Source organism: Albimonas marina (assembly GCF_029223255.1).
Lineage (GTDB): Bacteria > Pseudomonadota > Alphaproteobacteria > Rhodobacterales > Rhodobacteraceae > Albimonas.
Genome location: NZ_JARHUC010000004.1, coordinates 472,383 through 491,086, shown reverse-complemented (window position 1 = coordinate 491,086; position 18,704 = coordinate 472,383). Strand labels below are relative to the sequence as shown.

General features: G+C 72.0%; 15 protein-coding genes. 14 read left to right on the top strand and 1 reads right to left on the bottom strand.

The features are described from left to right. Positions 1–51 precede the first annotated feature (51 nt). Together P2H44_RS13775 and P2H44_RS13770 are read left to right on the top strand one after the other, a co-directional pair. Complete coding sequence (locus tag P2H44_RS13775; RefSeq protein WP_275764295.1) at positions 52–2,268, top strand: hypothetical protein; 2,217 nt, start codon at positions 52–54, stop codon at positions 2,266–2,268. Positions 2,269–2,405: 137 nt separating this feature from the next. Beyond that, the gene (locus tag P2H44_RS13770) at positions 2,406–3,641 is read left to right on the top strand and encodes a CaiB/BaiF CoA transferase family protein (RefSeq protein WP_275764293.1); all 1,236 of its coding nucleotides are present in this window, start codon (positions 2,406–2,408) and stop codon (positions 3,639–3,641) included. 29 nt (positions 3,642–3,670) lie between these two features. On the opposite strand, the gene P2H44_RS13765 is transcribed toward P2H44_RS13770, so the two are convergent. Next, entirely contained in the window at positions 3,671–4,381 is a 711-nt protein-coding gene (locus P2H44_RS13765) for a hypothetical protein (protein ID WP_275764291.1), read from the bottom strand. 175 nt (positions 4,382–4,556) lie between these two features. On the opposite strand from P2H44_RS13765, the gene P2H44_RS13760 reads away from it, so the two are divergent. The 12 genes from P2H44_RS13760 (at position 4,557) to P2H44_RS13705 (ending at position 18,693) form a co-directional block, all read left to right on the top strand. Further along, positions 4,557–6,014, top strand: coding sequence for an FAD-binding oxidoreductase (locus P2H44_RS13760; protein ID WP_275764289.1), 1,458 nt, complete (start codon positions 4,557–4,559; stop codon positions 6,012–6,014). Between the two features lie 74 nt (positions 6,015–6,088). Beyond that, entirely contained in the window at positions 6,089–7,111 is a 1,023-nt protein-coding gene (locus P2H44_RS13755) for a LacI family DNA-binding transcriptional regulator (RefSeq protein WP_275764287.1), read from the top strand. 283 nt (positions 7,112–7,394) lie between these two features. Further along, positions 7,395–8,717, top strand: a complete 1,323-nt coding sequence (locus P2H44_RS13750; protein WP_275764286.1) for an ABC transporter substrate-binding protein — start codon at positions 7,395–7,397, stop codon at positions 8,715–8,717. Between the two features lie 165 nt (positions 8,718–8,882). After that, entirely contained in the window at positions 8,883–9,830 is a 948-nt protein-coding gene (locus tag P2H44_RS13745; protein WP_275764285.1) for a carbohydrate ABC transporter permease, read from the top strand. Beyond that, the gene (locus P2H44_RS13740) at positions 9,827–10,762 is read left to right on the top strand and encodes a carbohydrate ABC transporter permease (RefSeq protein WP_275764284.1); all 936 of its coding nucleotides are present in this window, start codon (positions 9,827–9,829) and stop codon (positions 10,760–10,762) included. The genes P2H44_RS13745 and P2H44_RS13740 overlap by 4 nt, the downstream gene beginning before the upstream one ends. Next, on the top strand, positions 10,759–10,953 hold the full coding sequence (locus P2H44_RS13735; protein ID WP_275764282.1) for a hypothetical protein: 195 nt from the start codon (positions 10,759–10,761) through the stop codon (positions 10,951–10,953). The genes P2H44_RS13740 and P2H44_RS13735 overlap by 4 nt, the downstream gene beginning before the upstream one ends. Continuing rightward, positions 10,953–12,047: an ABC transporter ATP-binding protein gene (locus P2H44_RS13730; RefSeq protein WP_275764281.1), complete on the top strand. Its 1,095-nt coding sequence runs from the start codon at positions 10,953–10,955 to the stop codon at positions 12,045–12,047. Before P2H44_RS13735 ends, P2H44_RS13730 begins: the two co-directional genes overlap by 1 nt. Continuing rightward, positions 12,040–13,035 (top strand): ABC transporter ATP-binding protein, encoded by a 996-nt coding sequence (locus P2H44_RS13725; RefSeq protein WP_275764279.1) that lies wholly within the window; start codon positions 12,040–12,042, stop codon positions 13,033–13,035. The genes P2H44_RS13730 and P2H44_RS13725 overlap by 8 nt, the downstream gene beginning before the upstream one ends. 13 nt (positions 13,036–13,048) lie before the next feature. After that, positions 13,049–14,680 carry a dihydroxyacetone kinase subunit DhaK gene (locus P2H44_RS13720; RefSeq protein ID WP_275764278.1) on the top strand — a complete coding sequence of 544 codons (1,632 nt, stop codon included), beginning with the start codon at positions 13,049–13,051 and terminating at the stop codon, positions 14,678–14,680. Between the two features lie 225 nt (positions 14,681–14,905). After that, the gene (locus tag P2H44_RS13715) at positions 14,906–16,495 is read left to right on the top strand and encodes an arylsulfatase (RefSeq protein WP_275764276.1); all 1,590 of its coding nucleotides are present in this window, start codon (positions 14,906–14,908) and stop codon (positions 16,493–16,495) included. 240 nt (positions 16,496–16,735) lie between these two features. Beyond that, entirely contained in the window at positions 16,736–17,713 is a 978-nt protein-coding gene (locus tag P2H44_RS13710) for an HAD family hydrolase (protein WP_275764275.1), read from the top strand. Continuing rightward, positions 17,686–18,693, top strand: coding sequence for an AAA family ATPase (locus P2H44_RS13705; protein ID WP_275764274.1), 1,008 nt, complete (start codon positions 17,686–17,688; stop codon positions 18,691–18,693). The genes P2H44_RS13710 and P2H44_RS13705 overlap by 28 nt, the downstream gene beginning before the upstream one ends. Positions 18,694–18,704: the final 11 nt, after the last annotated feature.

Here is an 18,704-nt window from a genome sequence, read left to right as displayed (position 1 = left end):
GCCATGCTCGGACGCTGCGTCATGCGTGCCGATCCGAGGGGGGCCTCACCGATGCCCGGCGATCCCGAGCCGACCAAGCCGTTCCTTCTGGGGCTGACCATGGCGGGCTCCGTCTCGGCCGGCGCCTACCTCGCGGGGGTGGTCGATTTCCTGACCCGCGCGCTGGCCGCCCATGCCGAGGCGCACCCGGACCGCCCCGTGGTCCTGAAGGTCATCAGCGGCACGTCCGGGGGCGGCACCTCGGCGAGCCTCGTGGTCGCCTCCCTGCTCGACGGCCTCCCCTCCGAGCGCAAGCTGCATGCCGGGACCTACGCCCCCCGCCCGCAGGCGGCGCGCGACTACGCCTTCGCCCTCAGGCGCCTGCACGACATCTGGGTGACCGAGCTGGCCCTGACCGTCGATCCCCGCGCCGCCCGGCGCGCGAAGCCCGACCCAGACGCCGCGCCCGAGGACGACGAGACGCCCGAGGGCCTGCTGGGCGTCGCCGACCTCGAGGCCTGCCGCCGCCATCGCCTGCCGATCCCCTCGCTGCTCAGCGGCTTCGCCATCGACCGGGCGGCGAACCGGGCGCTGAAGGACGTGGTCTGGCGGCGCGGCGAGGGCTACCCGTTCCTGGCCGAGCCGCTGGACCTGTTCATCACCACCACCAACGTTCAGGGCGTGGTCTACCAGGCGCATTTCGACCGCCGCGCCGGCCACAAGATGTCCCGCCACGCCATGGCGCGCCACTTCGCGGTGCACGGGCTGGGCACGGTCCCGCTGGGCTCGGCCTGGCTCGAGGGCCACCACGACCGCGGCGTGCCCCTGCGCACGCCCCCCAGGGGCGGCGCCGTCGACCTCGGCGCCCGTCGCAAGGGCCGCGCCGCCACCGCCTGGACCGACCTGCGGGAGACGGCGATGGCCTCGGGCGCCTTCCCCGTCGGCCTCCCCTCCCGCTTCATCCATGCGAAGATGGGCGAGCACCAGGCCTTCGAGATCGATGGCGCGCCCAGCGCCGCCGGCGGCGCCTGGCCGCTGGACCTGCCGCTGGACGAGCTGCCCCGCCCCGACTGGGGCCTCGCCAAGACCTCTCCCGACGGGGACGCCACCTACGTCGCCGTCGACGGCGGGGTGACCAACAACGAGCCCTTCGAATTCGCCCGCTACACCCTGCGCCCGAAGGCGAAGGGGCGCGGCGGAAAGAAGGGCTCCGACTGGCTCGACCCCAACCCCCGCGGCTCGGCCGAGGCCGACCGCGCCGTCATCATGATCGACGCCTTCCCCGAGGGCGGCGTCTTCGCCACCGTCTCGCCCGAGAACCCGCTCGACCTCGCCGGCGCGGGGCTGCCGGGCGTGGTCGGCAAGCTCTTCGGCGCGATGATCTCCCAGGCGCGCTTCAAGCCGGCGGAGCTCGCGGCCGCGGCCATGCCCAACGTGAAGTCCCGCTTCATGATCGCCCCCAGCCGCCCGGCGGAGGGCGGCAGCCAGGCGCTGACCGGCGCCTCGCTGCTGGCCTGCGGGGCGCTGGGCGGGTTCTCGGGCTTCCTCGACCTGCGCTTCCGCCAGCACGACTTCATCCTCGGCCAGCGCAACTGCCAGCGCTTCCTGCAGGAGCATTTCGCGCTCGACCCCGCCAACCCGATCTTCGGGGGCGACCCCGGCGGCCCGCGCACCGCCGACGGCTCCGAGCGCCCGGTGGTCGAGCTGCCGCCGGAGCTGGCGCGCGAGATCCCGCAGCCCGACTGGCCGCGCATGTCCTTCGCCGAGCTCGACGCCCTGCGCGGCCCCATGCGCTCCCGCCTGCAGGGCCTCTACGAGACGCAGATCGCCTCCGCCCGACCCGGCTTCGCGATGCGGGCGGCGGGCTGGGCGCTGTGGAACGGGCTGGGGCGCGACCGCATCCTCGCCATCGCCCTGCGCTCGCTCGAGGCCGCGCTGATCGAGCACGGGCTGCTGGAGCTGGAGCTTCCGGAGAGCTTCCACGAGCCCCTGCCCCGCGGCGTCGTCGCCCGCCTCGTCTCCGCCGCCGACGCCGGGACCACCGTCGCCGAGATCGCCGAGGCCTTCGCGCAGGGCCGCCGCAGCCGCGGAGAGGCGCCGCTGCACCCCGGGGCCGAGGCCGACGAGCGCGCCGAGATCCAGCGCACCCTCGACCACCTGCGCGAGGTCCGCGCCGACCACCGCTGCCGGGTCGAGGCCGAGAAACGCGACGACGGCGCGACGGCCTATCGCCTGAAGCGCTTCGCCCCCGGCGGGATCTCGGGCCTGGTGGGGCGGCTCTTCGGCTGATCCGCCCGCCGCCGGGGGCCGACGCCCCTGCCGCACGATCCGCCGGGAATCACTGGAACTTGCCGACCGGCCGATAGAAACTGCGCCCCAACGAAGGCCGGCGCCCGCGACCGGCCCGCAATACGGGAGGGCCGCGCATGGACGACGGCATGAACCGCGAGGCCGCGTCGACGGCCGCCGCGCCGGGGGTGCTTGACGGCGTCCGGGTTCTGGATTTCAGCCGCTACATCGCGGGGCCCTACTGCGGCTCGATCCTCGGCGACCTGGGCGCCGAGGTGATCCGGGTCGAGCCCCACGGCGGCGCCGACGACCGCTACCTGCTGCGGCTCGACGGGTTCGAGGACGGCGCCCAGTTCCTGGCCCTGAACCGCAACAAGAAGTCCATCACCCTGGACCTGCGCAGCGCGCGCGGGCGCGAGGTGCTCGACCGGCTCGTCGCGGTGGCGGACGTGACGCTGACCAACATGCCGCCGCCCGCGCTGGCGAAGCTGGGGCTCGACTACGCCTCCCTGAAGGCGGCGAACCCGCGGATCATCTCGGCCAACGTCTCGGCCTACGGGCCAGAGGGTCCGCTCTCGGGGCGCAACGGCTTCGACCTGATCGGCCAGGCGATGAGCGGCGCCACCTACATGAGCGGCTGGCCCGGCCGCCCGGTGCGCACCGCGGCGAACTACGTCGACTTCGGCACCGGCCTGGGCACCGCCATCGGCGTGCTGGCCGCCCTGATGCACCGTCAGCAGACCGGCGAGGGGCAGGAGGTGCAGGCCTCCCTCCTCCAGACCGCGCTGACCTTCATGAACGCGGTCCTGCTCGAAGCCTCCACCGGCGTCGACCGCCCCCCCGCCGAGGGGCGCAGCCCCTACGCCGGCCCCGCCGAGCTGGTCCCCACCAGCGACGGCGCGGTGGTGGTGCAGGTGGTCGGCCCGGCGATGTTCGGCCGCCTGTGCGACGCCATCGGCCGGCCGGAGCTCGCGACCGATCCCCGCTTCGACACCGACGAGAAGCGCGGCGCCGCGGGGGCCGAGCTGTCGGCGATCCTCGCCGAATGGGCCGCGCCCCTGACCATGCAGCAGGCGATGGACGCGCTGGCGCAGGCGCGCATCCCCTCGGGCCCCGCCCTCAGCCCGATCCAGGCGATCAACGATCCGGGCGTGCGCGGCTCGGGCGTGTTCCAGGATCACCAGCCGCGAGCGGACGGCCCCGTCCTGCCGCTGGCGGGCCTGATCGCGCGGCTCTCGGCCTCGCCGGGCACGATCCGGGCGCCGGCGTCCTCGCCGGGCGCAGACACCCGCGCCACCCTGCGCCAGGCGGGCTTCACCGACGACGAGATCGACGCGCTCGCCGCCGACGGCTGCGTCTCGCCCCCCGACTGAGGGGCAGGGCCATGGGGGAGGCCGGGCGCTCAGCCCGGCGGGCAGAAGCCGACCTCGGGCGGGGTGCGCCCGGTCGCGGCGATGAAGCCCTGCAGCCGTCCCGTCGCCTCGGCCGTCGCGCCGGCGTCGGCGGCCGACCAGACCTTGCCCGGCGGCGTCTCGCACAGGCCCGCGCCGCAGTCGCTGGCGAAGGTGTTCCAGGTCCCCGTCGCGGGGTTCACCGGGCAGAAGCAGCTCGCCTCCGCCGAGACGCCGTCCCAGAAGCAGGGCTGGTCCAGGCAGTTGGCATAGAGCGCCCGCTTCCCCGCTGCGTCCGTCGGCGGGCAAAGCTGCATCCGCGCCCCGTCGAGCGTGCCGTAGCGCGCCCCCGGCGCCGCGTCGCCCAGCGAGTATTGCGAGAAGATCAGCTGCACCTGCCCGCTCCCGCCCAGCGGCGTCGCGAAGTCCGGCAGCGTCGTCGCCGAGCGCTGCAGGCAGGCCGTGTCGCCGATGTTGGCATTGTAGGCGGGCTCCGGACCCACCTTGACCACCGGACACGCGCAAGAGGCCCAGGTCACCGTCCCCGCCGCCGCGGGATCCTCCGGGCAGTCGGTCGGCGCGCCGTCGGCGTCGAGGCACGCGCACAGCGCGTGCGAGCACAGCGCATAGGCGTTCGCATCGCAGGTCGTGTTGTCCTGCGCGCGCGCCGCCCCGGGCGCGAGCAGGACCGCAAGCAGGGCCGCGAAAAGGAAACCGATCATCGTCCCACCCCTACGCCACGCACCGGACGGGCATGGTGGCCGCAAAGCGACGCAACGGCAAGCGCCGCGGCCCGGCGCGTCGGGCGCGCATTCGGCCAAAGGACGCGTTAACACTATGGAAACCGAACGACGCCGCGGGCACGGCCCCCGGCGCAACGCGCATGGGAGGCGCAGCATGACCGACACCGGATCCATCGACCGGCCCGCCGAGACCTCCGCCGAGGCCGCGGCCGCCGAGGCGCTCTCCGCCGCGCTCGCCGCCCAGGGCGGCGACCTCCCCCCCGACCTGCTGGTCTTCGGCGAGGAGGTGCCCGCCCGCAACCGCCAGGACTGGTCCCGCCAGCCCCCGGTGCGCCCGCTCGCCCTCGCCCGCCCCCGCTCGACCGCCGAGGTCGCCGCGGTGCTCGCCGCCTGCGCCCGCGCGGGCCTCGCGGTGGTGCCCCAGGGCGGGCTGACCGGGCTGGTGCGCGGCGCCCACCCCGTCGCCGGCGGCGTCGCCCTGTCGCTGGAGCGGATGACCGGCGTCGAGGAGGTGGACGTCGAGGGCGCCACGATGATCGTGCGCGCCGGCACGCCCCTGCACGAGGTGCAGGCGGCGGCCGACGCGGCGGGCCTGTTCTTCCCGCTCGACCTCGGCTCCCGCGGCTCCTGCTCGATCGGCGGCAACGTCTCGACCAACGCCGGCGGCAACCGGGTGATCCGCTACGGGACCGCCCGCGACCAGGTGCTGGGGCTCGAGGTGGTGCTGCCCGACGGCACGGTGGTCAACGCCCTGAACCGGCTGGTGAAGAACAACACCGGCTACGACATCAAGCACCTGTTCATCGGGGCCGAGGGGACGCTGGGGGTCATCACCCGCCTGGCGCTGCGGCTCCAGCCCAAGCCCGCCGCGCTGGACGTGGCGCTGTGCGCCCTGCCCGACTACGCCTCGCTTCTCTCGCTGCTCTCGGCCCTGCGCGCCCGCTTCGGCCCCGGCCTGACCAGCTTCGAGGCGATGTGGGACGAATACCTCGACACCATCACCTCCACCTTCGAGCTGCGCCGCCCCTTCGCCGCCCCCCACCGCTTCTACGCCATCGTCGAGATCTCCCGCTTCGGGGCCGGCGAGGACGCCCGCCTGCCCGACGCCCTGGGCGAGCTGATGGAGGAGGGCCTGATCGAGGACGCCCTGATCGCCCAGACCGAGCGCGAGGCCGCCGATTTCTGGAAGATCCGCGAGATCGTGGGCGACCTGCGCCAGAAGGCGGGGCCGCTGGTCTCCTACGACATCGGCCTGCCGGCGGGCGTCACCGACCGCTTCGTCGAGACCTCGGCCGCCCGCGTCCGCGCGCAATGGCCCGATGCGATGCACCTCGCCTACGGGCACCTGGGCGACAACAACCTGCACCTGATCGTGCGCTCCCCCGCCTGCGGGACCGACCAGCCGCGGGAGGGCTTCGACCGGGCGATCTACGACACGGTGCGGGAGTTCGGGGGCAGCATCTCGGCCGAGCACGGGATCGGCACCACCAAGCGCCCCTACCTCGGCCACACCCGCTCCCCCGAGGAGATCGCGGTGATGCGCCTGGTGAAGCGGGCGCTGGACCCGGACGGCCGCATGAACCCCGGCAAGGTGCTGGAGGAGGAGGGCTGAGGCCCTCTCCCCCCTCTCCGCGCTTGATTGACGTACCTCAGGACGACGTCTAGGTTTCGGGGCGGAGGCGCCCGATGAGACCGACGGTTCACGACATCGCGAAGGAGGCGGGCGTCAGCCTGGCGACGGTCGATCGCGTGCTGAACGCCCGCCCCGGCGTGCGCGAGAAGACCATCGCCCGGGTGCAGGAGGCGGTCGCCCGGCTGGGCTACGTGCGCGACGCCTCGGCCGCCAACCTCGCCCGCCAGCGCTTCTATCGCCTCGCCTTCGTGCTGCCGGAGGGGCCCAACCAGTTCGTCGACGCCCTGCGCGCCGCCCTGCTCGAGGCCTCGGCCACCCAGGTCGCGGACCGGGCGGCGGTCAAGGTGGTGACCACCCCGGCGCAGGACCCGCACGCCGTGGTCCGCGCGCTGCGCGCGCTGAACCCCCGCCGCCTCGACGGGGTGGCGATCATGGCGCCCGAGACGCCCCAGGTCCGCGACGCCGTCGCCCGCCTGAAGGCCGAGGGGCTGGCCGTGGTCGCCCTCGTCTCCGACCTGCCGAACGCCCCGCGGGACCGCTTCGTGGGCATCGACAACGTCGCCGCCGGGCGCACCGCCGCCCTGCTGATGGGCCGCTTCGCGCCCCAGGGCGGCGAGGTGCTGGTGGTCACCAACTCCCTGAGATCGCGGGACAGTCTCGACCGACGCCTCGGCTTCGACCAGGTGATGGCCGAGGATTTCCCGCGCCTCTCGGCCCTGCCCACCGCCGAGTCCTACGACGATCCCGCCCGCATGGAGACGGTGGCGCTGGAGGCCGCGCTGAACCGCCCGAAGCTGGTCGGCGTCTACTCGATGGGCTCGGGGAACACGCCGCTTCTGAAGGCGCTGCGCCGCTCCGGCCGGCTGGACGACCTGGTGGTGATCGGGCACGAGCTGACGCCGGCCACCCGCCGCGCGCTGCAGCTCGACGAGATGGCGGCCGTCATCTCGCAGGACGTCGGACACCTGGCGCGCAGCGCCCTGCGGGTGCTGCGCGCCGCCTGCGACGCCGCCCCCGTCTTCGAGGCGCAGGAGCGGATCCGCATCGAGATCGTGCTGCGCGAGAACCTGCCCTGATTCGCAGGCCCCGCGCCCTCCGGCCCGCCCCAGCCCCCACTCTCCCCCGATTTTCGCCCGCGCCGCCCTGCCCCGTCGCGCGCGCCGAATCCGCCTTGCGACCGAAGCGCTTGCGCCCGGAAACCGGCCTCGGGCCCGCGCCCGGCGGTCTGCGCAAAATGATGAACGTACCTCAAAACAGTGGACGTGAGGCACGCCCCTCATTTACGAATTCCCTGCACCCCGGCGCGCAGCGGAGGTGTGAAGAAGAACACACGCGCCTTCGTCCAGGGAGGACCCCACCATGAAGACCACCCCCGTCACCCTCGCGTCGGCCGTGGCCGTCGCCTCGGCGCTGGGCGCCGGACAGGCGAGCGCCGCGGACCTCACCCTGTGCTGGGCCGCCTGGGACCCCGCCAACGCCCTCATCGAGCTGAGCAAGGACTTCGAGGCGAAGTCCGGCCACAAGATGAGCTTCGAGTTCGTCCCCTGGCCCAACTTCGCCGACCGCATGCTCAACGAGCTCAACTCCGGCGGCCAGCTCTGCGACCTGATGATCGGCGACAGCCAGTGGATCGGCCTGGGCGCCGAGGCCGGGCATTACGTGAAGCTCAACGACTTCTTCGACGCCAACGGCATCGACATGGGCGACTTCATCCCCGCCACCGTGACGGGCTACGCCGAATGGCCCAAGGGCACGCCCAACTACTGGGCCCTGCCCGCCTTCGGCGACGTGGTCGGCTGGACCTACCGCAAGGACTGGTTCGAGAAGCCCGAGCTCCAGAAGGAGTTCAGCGAGAAATACGGCCGCGACCTCGCGCCCCCCAAGACGCTCGCCGAACTCAAGGACATCGCCGAGTTCTTCCAGGAGCGCGAGATCGACGGCAAGACCGTCTACGGCGCCGCGATCTATACCGAGCGCGGCTCGGAAGGCATCACCATGGGCGTCACCAACGCCCTCTACAACTACGGCTTCCTCTACGAGAACCCGGACAAGCCCTATGACCTCGAGGGCTACGTCAACTCGGCCGGCGCGGTGGAAGGGCTGGAGTTCTACAAGGCCCTCTACGACTGCTGCACGCCGCCGGGCTCGTCCGACTGGTACATGTCCGAGGACATCGACGCCTACAAGTCGGGCCAGGTGGCGCTGCAGATGAACTTCGCCTTCATCTGGCCCGGCGTCGAGGCCGACCCGAACGTGGGCGGCGGCAAGTCGGGCTATTTCGCCAATCCCGCCGGCCCCGCGGGGCATTTCGCCCAGCTCGGCGGCCAGGGCATCTCGGTCGTCAGCTACTCCGACCAGCAGGAGGCGGCGCTGGAATACATCCAGTGGTTCGCCCAGCCCGAGGTCCAGAAGAAGTGGTGGAGCCTCGGCGGCTACTCGGCCCTGAAGGCGGTGGTCGAGGATCCGGGCTTCGCCACCTCCCAGCCCTATGCGCAGACCTTCCTCGACAGCATGGCGATCGTGAAGGACTTCTGGGCGGAGCCCTCCTACGCCTCGCTGCTCCTGGCGATGCAGGACCGGGTCCACAAGTACGTCGTCGCCGGCCAGGGCACCGCGCAGGAGGCGCTGGACGGCCTGGTGAAGGACTGGACCGAGGTCTTCGAGGACGACGGCAAGCTCTGACCCCACGGGGTCGCCCCGGGCGCCGGCCCGCCCCCGCACGGGCGGTCCGGTCCGGGCGGACGCGGGATCCTCGCGCCCCGCGTCCGCCCTGAACCGCCCGGCCGGGACCACGCTTCCTCCCCCGGCCGGGCGGCCCCCCGCGCCCGCGAACCGCAAGGACTTCCGATGACCGACACGGCGATGGGCCGCGTGGCGGAGGCTACGCCGCCCGGCATGGCCCGACGCATCCGCGGCCTCTCCGACCGGGCGATCGCCTGGATCTTCGTGGCCCCGACGATCTTCCTGCTGCTGGCGGTGAACATCTTCCCGCTGATCTGGACGATCCGGCTGAGCTTCACCAACTTCCGCGCCAACCGCCCCAACGCCGAGGTCGAGAACATCGGCCTGCGCAACTACCAGCGCATCCTGACCGACGCCGACATCTGGGCGACGATGCAGGCGACGGCGCATTTCCTGTTCTGGACGCTGTTCTTCCAGGTGCTGCTGGGCTTCGCGCTCGCCTGGCTCATCAACCGCAAGTTCCGCCATTCCGACCTGTGGACGACGATCATCGTGCTGCCGATGATGCTGTCGCCGGCGGTGGTGGGGAACTTCTGGACCTTCCTCTACCAGCCCCAGATCGGCCTGTTCAATTACGCCATCGAGTTCCTGACCGGGGCGCCGGCCACCAGCTTCTCGATGATCGGCGAGGTCTCGCTCGCCCCTTGGGCCATCGTCATCGTCGACACCTGGATGTGGACGCCCTTCGTGATGCTGATCTGCCTCGCCGGGCTCCGCTCGATCCCCGAGTCGATCTACGAGGCCGCCGAGTGCGACCGCGCCTCCCCCTGGCGGCAGTTCTGGACGATCACCGTCCCCATGGTGCTGCCCTTCCTGATGCTGGCCGTGCTGTTCCGGGGCATCGAGAACTTCAAGATGTTCGACCTGGTGGTGCAGCTGACCGGCGGCGGCCCCGGCAACACCACCACGCTGACCTCGATCGACCTCAAGCGCGAGGCCTTCGAGAAGTGGCGCACGGGCTATTCCTCCGCCTACGCGATCATCCTGTTCGTCACGGTCTTCGGGCTCGCCTCGATCTACGTGAAGGCGCTGAACAAGGTGAAGGAACGATGAGTTTTTCGACCACCGATCCGTCTCCCCGCCAGAAGGCCGTCGCCGGCACGCTGGTGATCCTCTACGCGCTGGTCACGATGCTGCCGCTGGTCTGGATCGTGTCCACCGGCTTCAAGAGCTCGGCGGACAGCATCGCCTACCCGCCCAAGATCGCCTTCCAGCCGACGCTCGAGGGCTACGTGAACCTGTTCACCGCCCAGACCCGGCAGACGCCCGAATACCTCGCCGAGAACCCGCCGCAGACCTGGTACGAGGAGATCGTGCACGAGAAGGGCATGGTCATCGCCGGGCCGAGCCGGTTCGGGGAGCGGTTCCTGAACTCGGTCATCATCGGCTTCGGCTCGACCTTCCTCTCGGTCTTCCTCGGCACGCTCGCGGCCTACGCCTTCTCCCGCTACCGGATCCCGCTGAAGGACGACCTGCTGTTCTTCATCCTCTCGACCCGGATGATGCCGCCCATCGCGGTGGCCATCCCGATCTTCCTGATGTTCCGCAGCCTCGGGCTCTCGGACACGCACCTGGGGATGATCCTGCTCTACACCGCGGTGAACCTCTCGCTCTCGGTCTGGCTCCTGAAAGGCTTCATCGACGAGATCCCGCGCGAATACGAGGAGGCCGCGCTGATCGACGGCTACACCCGCTTCCAGGCCTTCCGGAAGGTGGTGCTGCCGCAGGCGGCCACCGGCATCGCCGCCACCGCGATCTTCTGCCTGATCTTCAGCTGGAACGAGTACGCCTTCGCGGTCCTGCTGACCTCGGGCACCGCGCAGACGGCGCCGCCCTTCATCCCCACGATCATCGGCGTGGGCGGCCAGGACTGGCCCGCCGTCGCCGCCGGCGCGACGCTGTTCCTGCTGCCGGTCATGGTCTTCACCATCCTGCTGCGCAAACACCTGCTGCGCGGGATCACCTTCGGAGCGGTGCGCAAATGACCCGGTTCCTGTCAGGCCTCGCCCGCCTCCGCCGCGGCCCGTGGGAGATGGTGGCCTCCATCGCCATCGGCCTGGGCGTGTTCATGCTGATGCAGCCGTTCTGGCTGGCGGCCTTCACCTGGTCGTTCCTGGTGCTGCTGACCGGCACGGTGATGTTCATCATCGTCAGCCATTTCCCGGAGGATCGCTGATGGCCGAGATCGTCATCCGCAACGTCCGCAAGCAGTTCGGCGACTTCACCGCCGTGCAGTCCTCGTCGTTCAAGGTCGAGGACGGCGAGTTCTTCATGCTGCTTGGCCCGTCGGGCTGCGGCAAGACCACCACCCTGCGCATGATCGCCGGCCTCGAGCTGCCGACGTCCGGCGAGATCCTGATCGGGGGCGAGGACGTCGCCTCCCGCCCCGCCTCCCAGCGCGACATCGCCTTCGTCTTCCAGATGTTCGCCCTCTACCCGCACCTGAACGTGCGCAAGAACATCGCCTATCCGCTGGTCAGCCAGGGGATGCCCCGCGCCGAGGTCCGCCGAAAGGTCGAGGAGGCCGCGCGCATCCTCGGGATCGAGGACATCCTCGACCGCCCCGTCGGCGGCCTCTCGGGCGGCGACCGGCAGCGCGTCGCCTTGGGTCGCGCCATCGTGCGCGACCCCGCCTGCTTCCTGATGGACGAGCCGCTGGGCGCGCTCGACGCCGAGTTCCGCGAGCGCATGGCCGAGGAGCTGCGCGCCCTGCACGACCGCATGGGCGCCACCACCATCTACGTCACCCACGACCAGCTCGAGGCGATGCAGATGGGCGACAAGATCGTGGTCATGAACCACGGGGTGATCGAGCAGTTCGGCGCCCCGCAGGACATCTACGACAAGCCCGCCACCCTGTTCGTGGCGGAGTTCATCGGCTCGCCCCCGATGAATTTCCTGCGCTTCCACGGAACGCTCCCCCCCGGCGCCACGCAGGCCAGCCTGCACCACGCCGCCCTCGGCCTGCCCGCCCTGCGCGAGGCCTTCGAGGGCGACATGGTCTACGGCGTGCGCCCCGAGCATGTGCGCCTGTCCGACGCCGCCCCCTACCGCGGCGAGGTGCTGGCGACCGAGTACCTGGGCACCACCCAGGTGGTCACGCTCGCCACCCCCAACGGCGAGGTGAAGGCCCGCATCCCCGCCGACCAGCCCGCCCGGATGGGCGAGACCGTGGGCCTCGAGTTCGACGGCCGCACCACCACCGTCTTCGACGCGCAATCGGGCCGCGCCCTGCGCTCGGAGCTGAACGAGGGGGTCCTGCATGGCTGAGATCCAGCTCGCCGGCGTCTCCAAGGCCTTCGGCGACACGCAGGCCCTGTCGGACGTGACGATGACCGTGCCCGACGGCGCCTTCGTGGTGCTGCTGGGCCCTACCGGCGCCGGCAAGACCACCACCCTGCGCCTGATCGCGGGGCTCGACCGGCCCGACCGCGGCGACATCCGCATCGCCGGACGCTCGGTCCTCTCGGACACGCCGGCCCAGCGCAACGTGGCGATGGTGTTCCAGCAATACTCGCTCTACCCCCACATGACGGTGCGCGAGAACCTGGCCTTCCCGCTCCGCTCCCCCATCCTGCGCACGCCCGAGCCCCAGATCGCCCGCAAGATCGCCGAGGTGGCCGAGGTCCTGCGGATCTCTCACAAGCTCGACAACAAGGCGACCGCGCTCTCGGGGGGCGAGATGCAGCGCGTCTCCATCGGCCGGGCGCTGGTGCGCGACCCGGCGGCGCACCTGATGGACGAGCCGCTGAGCTCCCTCGACGCCAAGCTGCGCGCGGAGCTGCGCGTCGAGCTCAAGCGCATCCAGGCGAGCCTGGGGGCCACCCTGCTCTACGTCACCCACGACCAGGTCGAGGCGATGACCATGGCGACCCACGTGGGCGTGCTCGACCACGGCCGGATGGTGCAGTTCGGCACGCCCCGCCAGATCTACGAGGACCCGGTCAGCCTCTACGTCGCCGGCCGCCTCGGCCTGCCGCGGATCAACGCCCTGCCCGCCGACCTCTGGGCCGGCGCGCCCGCCGGCGCCGCCGTCATCGGCCTGCGCCCCGAGCACATCGCCCACGATCACGGCCCGCAGGCGCAGGTGATCCGGGTCGAGCGGCTGGGTGACCAGACCCGCCTGCACCTCGCGCTCGCGGGCCACGCGCTGGTCACGCTCGCCGACCCCCACACCGCGCTGGAGCCGGGCGACGCCGTCCCCGTCGCCCCCCGCAACCCGCTCTATTTCGACGCCGCCGGCGCCCGGATCGCCTGAAGGGAGAGGCCCCATGGACCAGTTCATCAACACGAAGGACCGGCTCGTCACCGAGGCCATAGACGGCGCCCTGCGCACCGCCGGCGGGCGGCTCGCCCGGCTCGACGGCTACCCGCACATCAAGGTGGTGGTGCGCACCGACTGGGACCGCTCGAAGGTGGCCCTCGTCTCGGGCGGCGGCTCGGGGCACGAGCCCTCCCACGCGGGCTTCGTCGGCCAGGGGATGCTGACCGCGGCGGTGTGCGGAGAGGTCTTCGCCAGCCCGTCGGTCGACGCGGTGCTGGCCGGCATCCTCGCCGTCACCGGCAAGGCCGGGTGCCTGCTGATCGTGAAGAACTACACCGGCGACCGGCTGAACTTCGGGCTGGCGGCCGAGCGCGCCCGCGCCCAGGGCCTGAAGGTCGGCATGGTCATCGTCGACGACGACGTGGCCCTGCCCGACCTGCCCCAGGCCCGCGGCGTCGCCGGCACCCTCTTCGTCCACAAGATCGCCGGGGCGTTGGCCGAGCAGGGGGCCGACCTCGAGGCCGTGCAGGCCGCCGCCGAGCGCGTCATCAAGGGCGTCGCCTCGATCGGCATGTCGCTCGACACCTGCACCATCCCCGGATCGCCGAAGGAAACCCGCATCGCCCGCGGCAAGGCCGAGCTGGGCCTGGGCATCCACGGCGAGGCGGGGATCGAGCAGGTGGAGTTCTCCACCGCCCGCGACGCGATGGAGATGGTGGTCGACCGCCTCGCCCCCCACATCGGCCCGGGCCCGCACGTGGCGCTGCTGAACAACCTCGGCGGGGCCACGCCGCTGGAGATGGGCGTGCTGGCCGAGGAGCTGGTCCGCTCCCGCATCGGCTCGCAGGTCCGCTGGATGGTGGGGCCGGCGCCGCTGATGACCTCCCTCGACATGCAGGGCTTCTCGGTGTCGCTGCTGCCCGCCACCCGCGAGGATGAGGCCGCCCTGCAGGCCCCCGCCGCCCCCTGGGCCTGGCCCGGCTGCCGCGCGGTGGGGGAGGTGGAGGTGGTCGAGCTTCCCGACGGCCTGACCCCCATCCAGCCGATCCCCTCGGCCAACCCCGCCGTGCGCGCGTTGCTGGAGCGGTGCTGCACGATCCTGGTGGAGGCGGAGGCGGATCTGAACGCGCTCGACGCCAAGTCCGGCGACGGGGACACCGGCTCGACGCTCGCCACCGCCGCCCGGGCGCTGGCCGGGGCGATGGACCGGCTGCCGCTCGCCGACCAGACCCAGCTCTACCGCGCCATCGGGCTGGAGCTGAGCCAGACCATGGGCGGCTCCTCGGGCGTGCTGCTGGCGATCTTCTTCGCGGCCGCCGGCGACGGCTCGGCCTCGGGCAAGGACATGGTGGGGGCCCTGCGCGCGGGGCTCGAGCGGGTGCAGCAGGTGGGCGGCGCCCAGCCGGGCGACCGCACCCTGGTCGACGCCCTGACGCCTGCGCTCGAGGCGCTGCCCCGCGGCCTGGGCGCGGCGGCCAAGGCCGCGCGGGAGGGGGCCGACGCCACCGCCCGCATCACCCGCGCCCGCGCCGGCCGGGCGAGCTACCTGTCCGAGCAGAGCCTTGCGGGCCACAACGACCCCGGGGCGGAGGCGGTCGCGCGCCTGTTCGAACGTCTGCTGGCCGCCGAGACGGCCTGACGGTCGCGGGCGGCGCCGGCGCCCTGCACGGGCCGCCGGCGCCCCCGCTCAACCGCAGCCTTATGAAAACGTCATCATTTCAACGCTTGATCGAAGATGTTCCGGACAGGCACACTCCCGCCTGCCGCAGGATCACGTTCCAGCGACGCGACGCCGAGTCGGGCTCCGCCCCTTTGGGACTCGCCTGCGCGACGCCGCCTCCGGCGAACACAGGGAGACTGCGTCATGAGCAGCATTGTTCCAAACACCTTCAGACGGGCCTGGGTCGCCGCCGCGGCGCTGGCCTGCGTCGCCGGCGCCGCCTTCGCGCAGGAATCGAAGCCCAACATCCTCGTGATCTGGGGCGACGACATCGGCCAGTCGAACATCTCGGCCTACACCTTCGGCCTGATGGGCTACCGCACGCCCAACATCGACCGGATCGCCTCCGAGGGCATGATGTTCACCGACTACTACGGCGAACAGTCCTGCACCGCGGGCCGCTCCTCCTTCATCATGGGCCAGTCGGTGTTCCGCACGGGCCTGTCCAAGGTCGGCCTGCCCGGCGCCGACCTCGGCATGCGCGTCGAGGATCCGACCATCGCGGGCCTGCTGAAGGCGCAGGGCTACGACACCGGCCAGTTCGGCAAGAACCATCTCGGCGACAAGGACGAGATGCTGCCCACCAACCACGGCTTCGACGAGTTCCTGGGCAACCTCTACCACCTCAACGCCGAGGAGGAGCCCGAGAACGAGGACTATCCCGGCGACATGAAGCTCGCCGACGGCTCGACCTTCCGCGAGAAGTTCGGCCCCCGCGGCGTGATCAAGTCCTCCGCCGACGGCACGATCGAGGACACCGGCCCCCTCACCCGCAAGCGCATGGAGACCGTGGACGACGAGACGGTCGCCGCGGCGATCGACTTCATCAAGCGCAAGACCGACGAGGGCAAGCCCTGGTTCGTGTGGTGGAACGGCACCCGGATGCACTTCCGCACCCACGTCGCCCCCGAGATGCGCCAGAAGGCCGACGAGCTCGCCGGCCGTCACCTGGACGAATACCAGGCCGGCATGATCCAGCATGACATGCACGTGGGCCAGCTGCTCGACACGCTCGACGAGCTCGACATCGCCGACAACACCTTCGTGTTCTACTCGACCGACAACGGGCCGCACATGAACACCTGGCCCGACGCGGCCATGACCCCGTTCTGGTCCGAGAAGAACACCCAGTGGGAAGGCGCCTGGCGGGTGCCCGCGATGGTGCGCTGGCCCGGCAAGGTGCCCGAGCACTCGGTCTCCAACGAGATCGTGCACCACATGGACTGGCTGCCGACCTTCCTCGCCATGGCCGGGGCCCCGGACATCAAGGAGCAGCTCCTCCAGGGCGGCGTCCAGGCCATCGGGCGCGAGTACAAGGTGCATCTCGACGGCTACAACATCCTGCCGATGCTGACCGGCGAGACCGACAAGTCCCCGCGCGAGGAGATCTTCTACTTCACCGACGACGGCGACCTGGCGGCCCTGCGCTGGAACGACTGGAAGCTGACCTTCCTCGAGCAGACCGCCTGGGGCACGCTGCGCGCCTGGATGGAGCCGCTGACGCCCCTGCGCGTGCCGCTGATCTTCAACCTGCGCCGCGACCCCTACGAGCGGGCCTACCGCACCTCCAACACCTACTACGACTGGATGCTGGACCGCGCCTACATGCTGGTCCCCGCCCAGCAGTACGTGGCGAACTTCCTGTCCACGTTCCAGGAGTTCCCGCCCCGACAGAAGGCGGCGAGCTTCTCGCTCGACCAGGTGATGGAGAAGATGGCGCCCCCGGCCCAGTGAGGCCCGGCGCCCGATCCTGACCCCGGCGCGGACGACGGCCCCCGTCGTCCGCGCCTCTCCGATCCGCCTCCGCCCGCCGCCGCCGGCGCGTCCGGCGCCGGGACCGACCGGACCCGACGCGACGCCGCCCCTCGCCGGGCGCCCGCGTCCGGGCAGGCGTCGGCGCGAGACCGCGCGACGGGCGATCCGCCCCGCCGTCCCGCGCCCGCCGGACCGCCGCCCGCCAACAGGAGACGCGCCATGCGCAGCCTTCCCGCCTCCGCCGCCGCGCTCTGCGCCCTGCTCGCCGCCGCCCCCGCGCTCGCCGCCGATCCGCTGCCCCTGTGGGCCGACGACGGCGCCCAGGCCAAGATCGTGGCCTTCGTCGAGAGCGTCACAGAGGAAGGCGGCGCCGGCTATGTCGAGCCCTCGCGCCGCATCGCCGTCTTCGACAACGACGGCACCCTGTGGTCCGAGCAGCCGGTGTATTTCCAGGCGGTCTTCGCGCTCGACTACCTCAAGGCCCAGGCCGCGAAGGACCCCTCGATCCTGACCTCCCCGGCGCTGAAGGCCGGCGCCGCGGGCGACCTCGAGGCGCTGGCCGCCACCGGCATGGACGGGCTGCTCGAGGTGATCGAGGTCTCGCACGCCGGGCTCTCGGTCGAGGCGTTCCAGGACCGCGCCCGCGACTGGGCGACCACCGCCACGCACCCGACCACCGGCCTGACCTACGCGCAGATGACCTACGCCCCGATGGTCGAGCTGCTGGGCTACCTGCGCGACAACGGCTTCGCCACCTGGATCGTCTCGGGCGGCGGCGTCGACTTCATCCGCGGCTTCGCCGAGGCGGCCTACGGCATCCCCCCCTGGCAGGTCGTCGGCACCCGCGGCAACACCGAATGGGACCCCGCGACCAAGACCGTGATGAAGACCGGCGGCGCCACCCTGATCGACGACAAGGAGGGCAAGCCCGTCGGCATCGCCCAGCAGATCGGCGTGCGCCCGATCCTGGCCTTCGGCAACTCCGACGGCGACTACCAGATGCTGGACTACGTGACCTCGGGCGAGGGCCCCTCGCTGGGCCTGATCGTCCACCACACCGACGCCGAGCGCGAGTTCGCCTACGACCGCGACGGCCATATCGGCGTGCTCGACAAGGGCCTCGACGACGCCGAGGGCCGCGGCTGGGTGATCGTCGACATGAAGTCCGAATGGTCGAAGATCTGGAGCGGCGAGTGACGCCGCGCGACTCGGTCGAGGCGCTGCGCGCCCGCATGGGCGAGGCCATCGTCGGCCAGCAGGGGGTGATCGAGCGGCTGCTGATCGGCCTGCTCGCCAACGGCAACCTGCTGGTCGAGGGGCTGCCCGGCCTCGCCAAGACCCGGGCGATCAAGGCGCTGGCGAAGAACCTGGAATGCGCCTTCTCGCGCATCCAGTTCACGCCCGACCTGCTGCCCTCCGACGTCACCGGCACCGAGATCTATTCCCAGGAGACCGGCGGCTTCCGCTTCCAGCCGGGCCCGATCTTCGCCGACCTGGTGCTGGCCGACGAGATCAACCGCGCGCCCCCCAAGGTGCAGGCCGCCCTGCTGGAGGCGATGGAGGAGCGCCAGGTCACCGTCGGCGGCGCGACCCACAGGATGCCGCCCCTTTTCATGGTGATGGCCACCCAGAACCCCATCGAGCAGGAAGGCACCTACCCCCTGCCCGAGGCGCAGACCGACCGCTTCCTGATGCACGTCCTCGTCACCTGGCCCTCGGTCGAGGAGGAGGTGGAGGTGATCCGCCTGGTCCGCTCCGAGGAGATCGCCGCCCAGGCCCAGGCCTCCGACGCGCCCCCCGCGCCGACGCCCGAGCCGATCCCCCAGGCCGCGATCTTCGCCGCCCGGCGCGAGATCGCCGCGATCCACGCGGCGCCGGCCATCGAGCGCTACATGGCCGACCTCGTGCAGGCCACCCGCACGCCCGCCGCCTTCGGCGAGGACCTGGGCCGCTGGATCGAGATCGGCGCCAGCCCCCGCGCCTCCCTCGCGCTCGACCGCTGCGGGCGGGCGCACGCCTGGCTCGCCGGGCGCGACTACGTCGACCCCGAGGACCTGCGCGCCGTCGCCCCCGACGTCCTGCGCCACCGCCTGCGCCTGAGCTACGAGGCCCAGGGCGAGGGCGTCGCCCCCGACCGCGTGGTCGAGGAGATCCTCGCCACCGTCGCCCTGCCCTGAGGGCCCGCCCG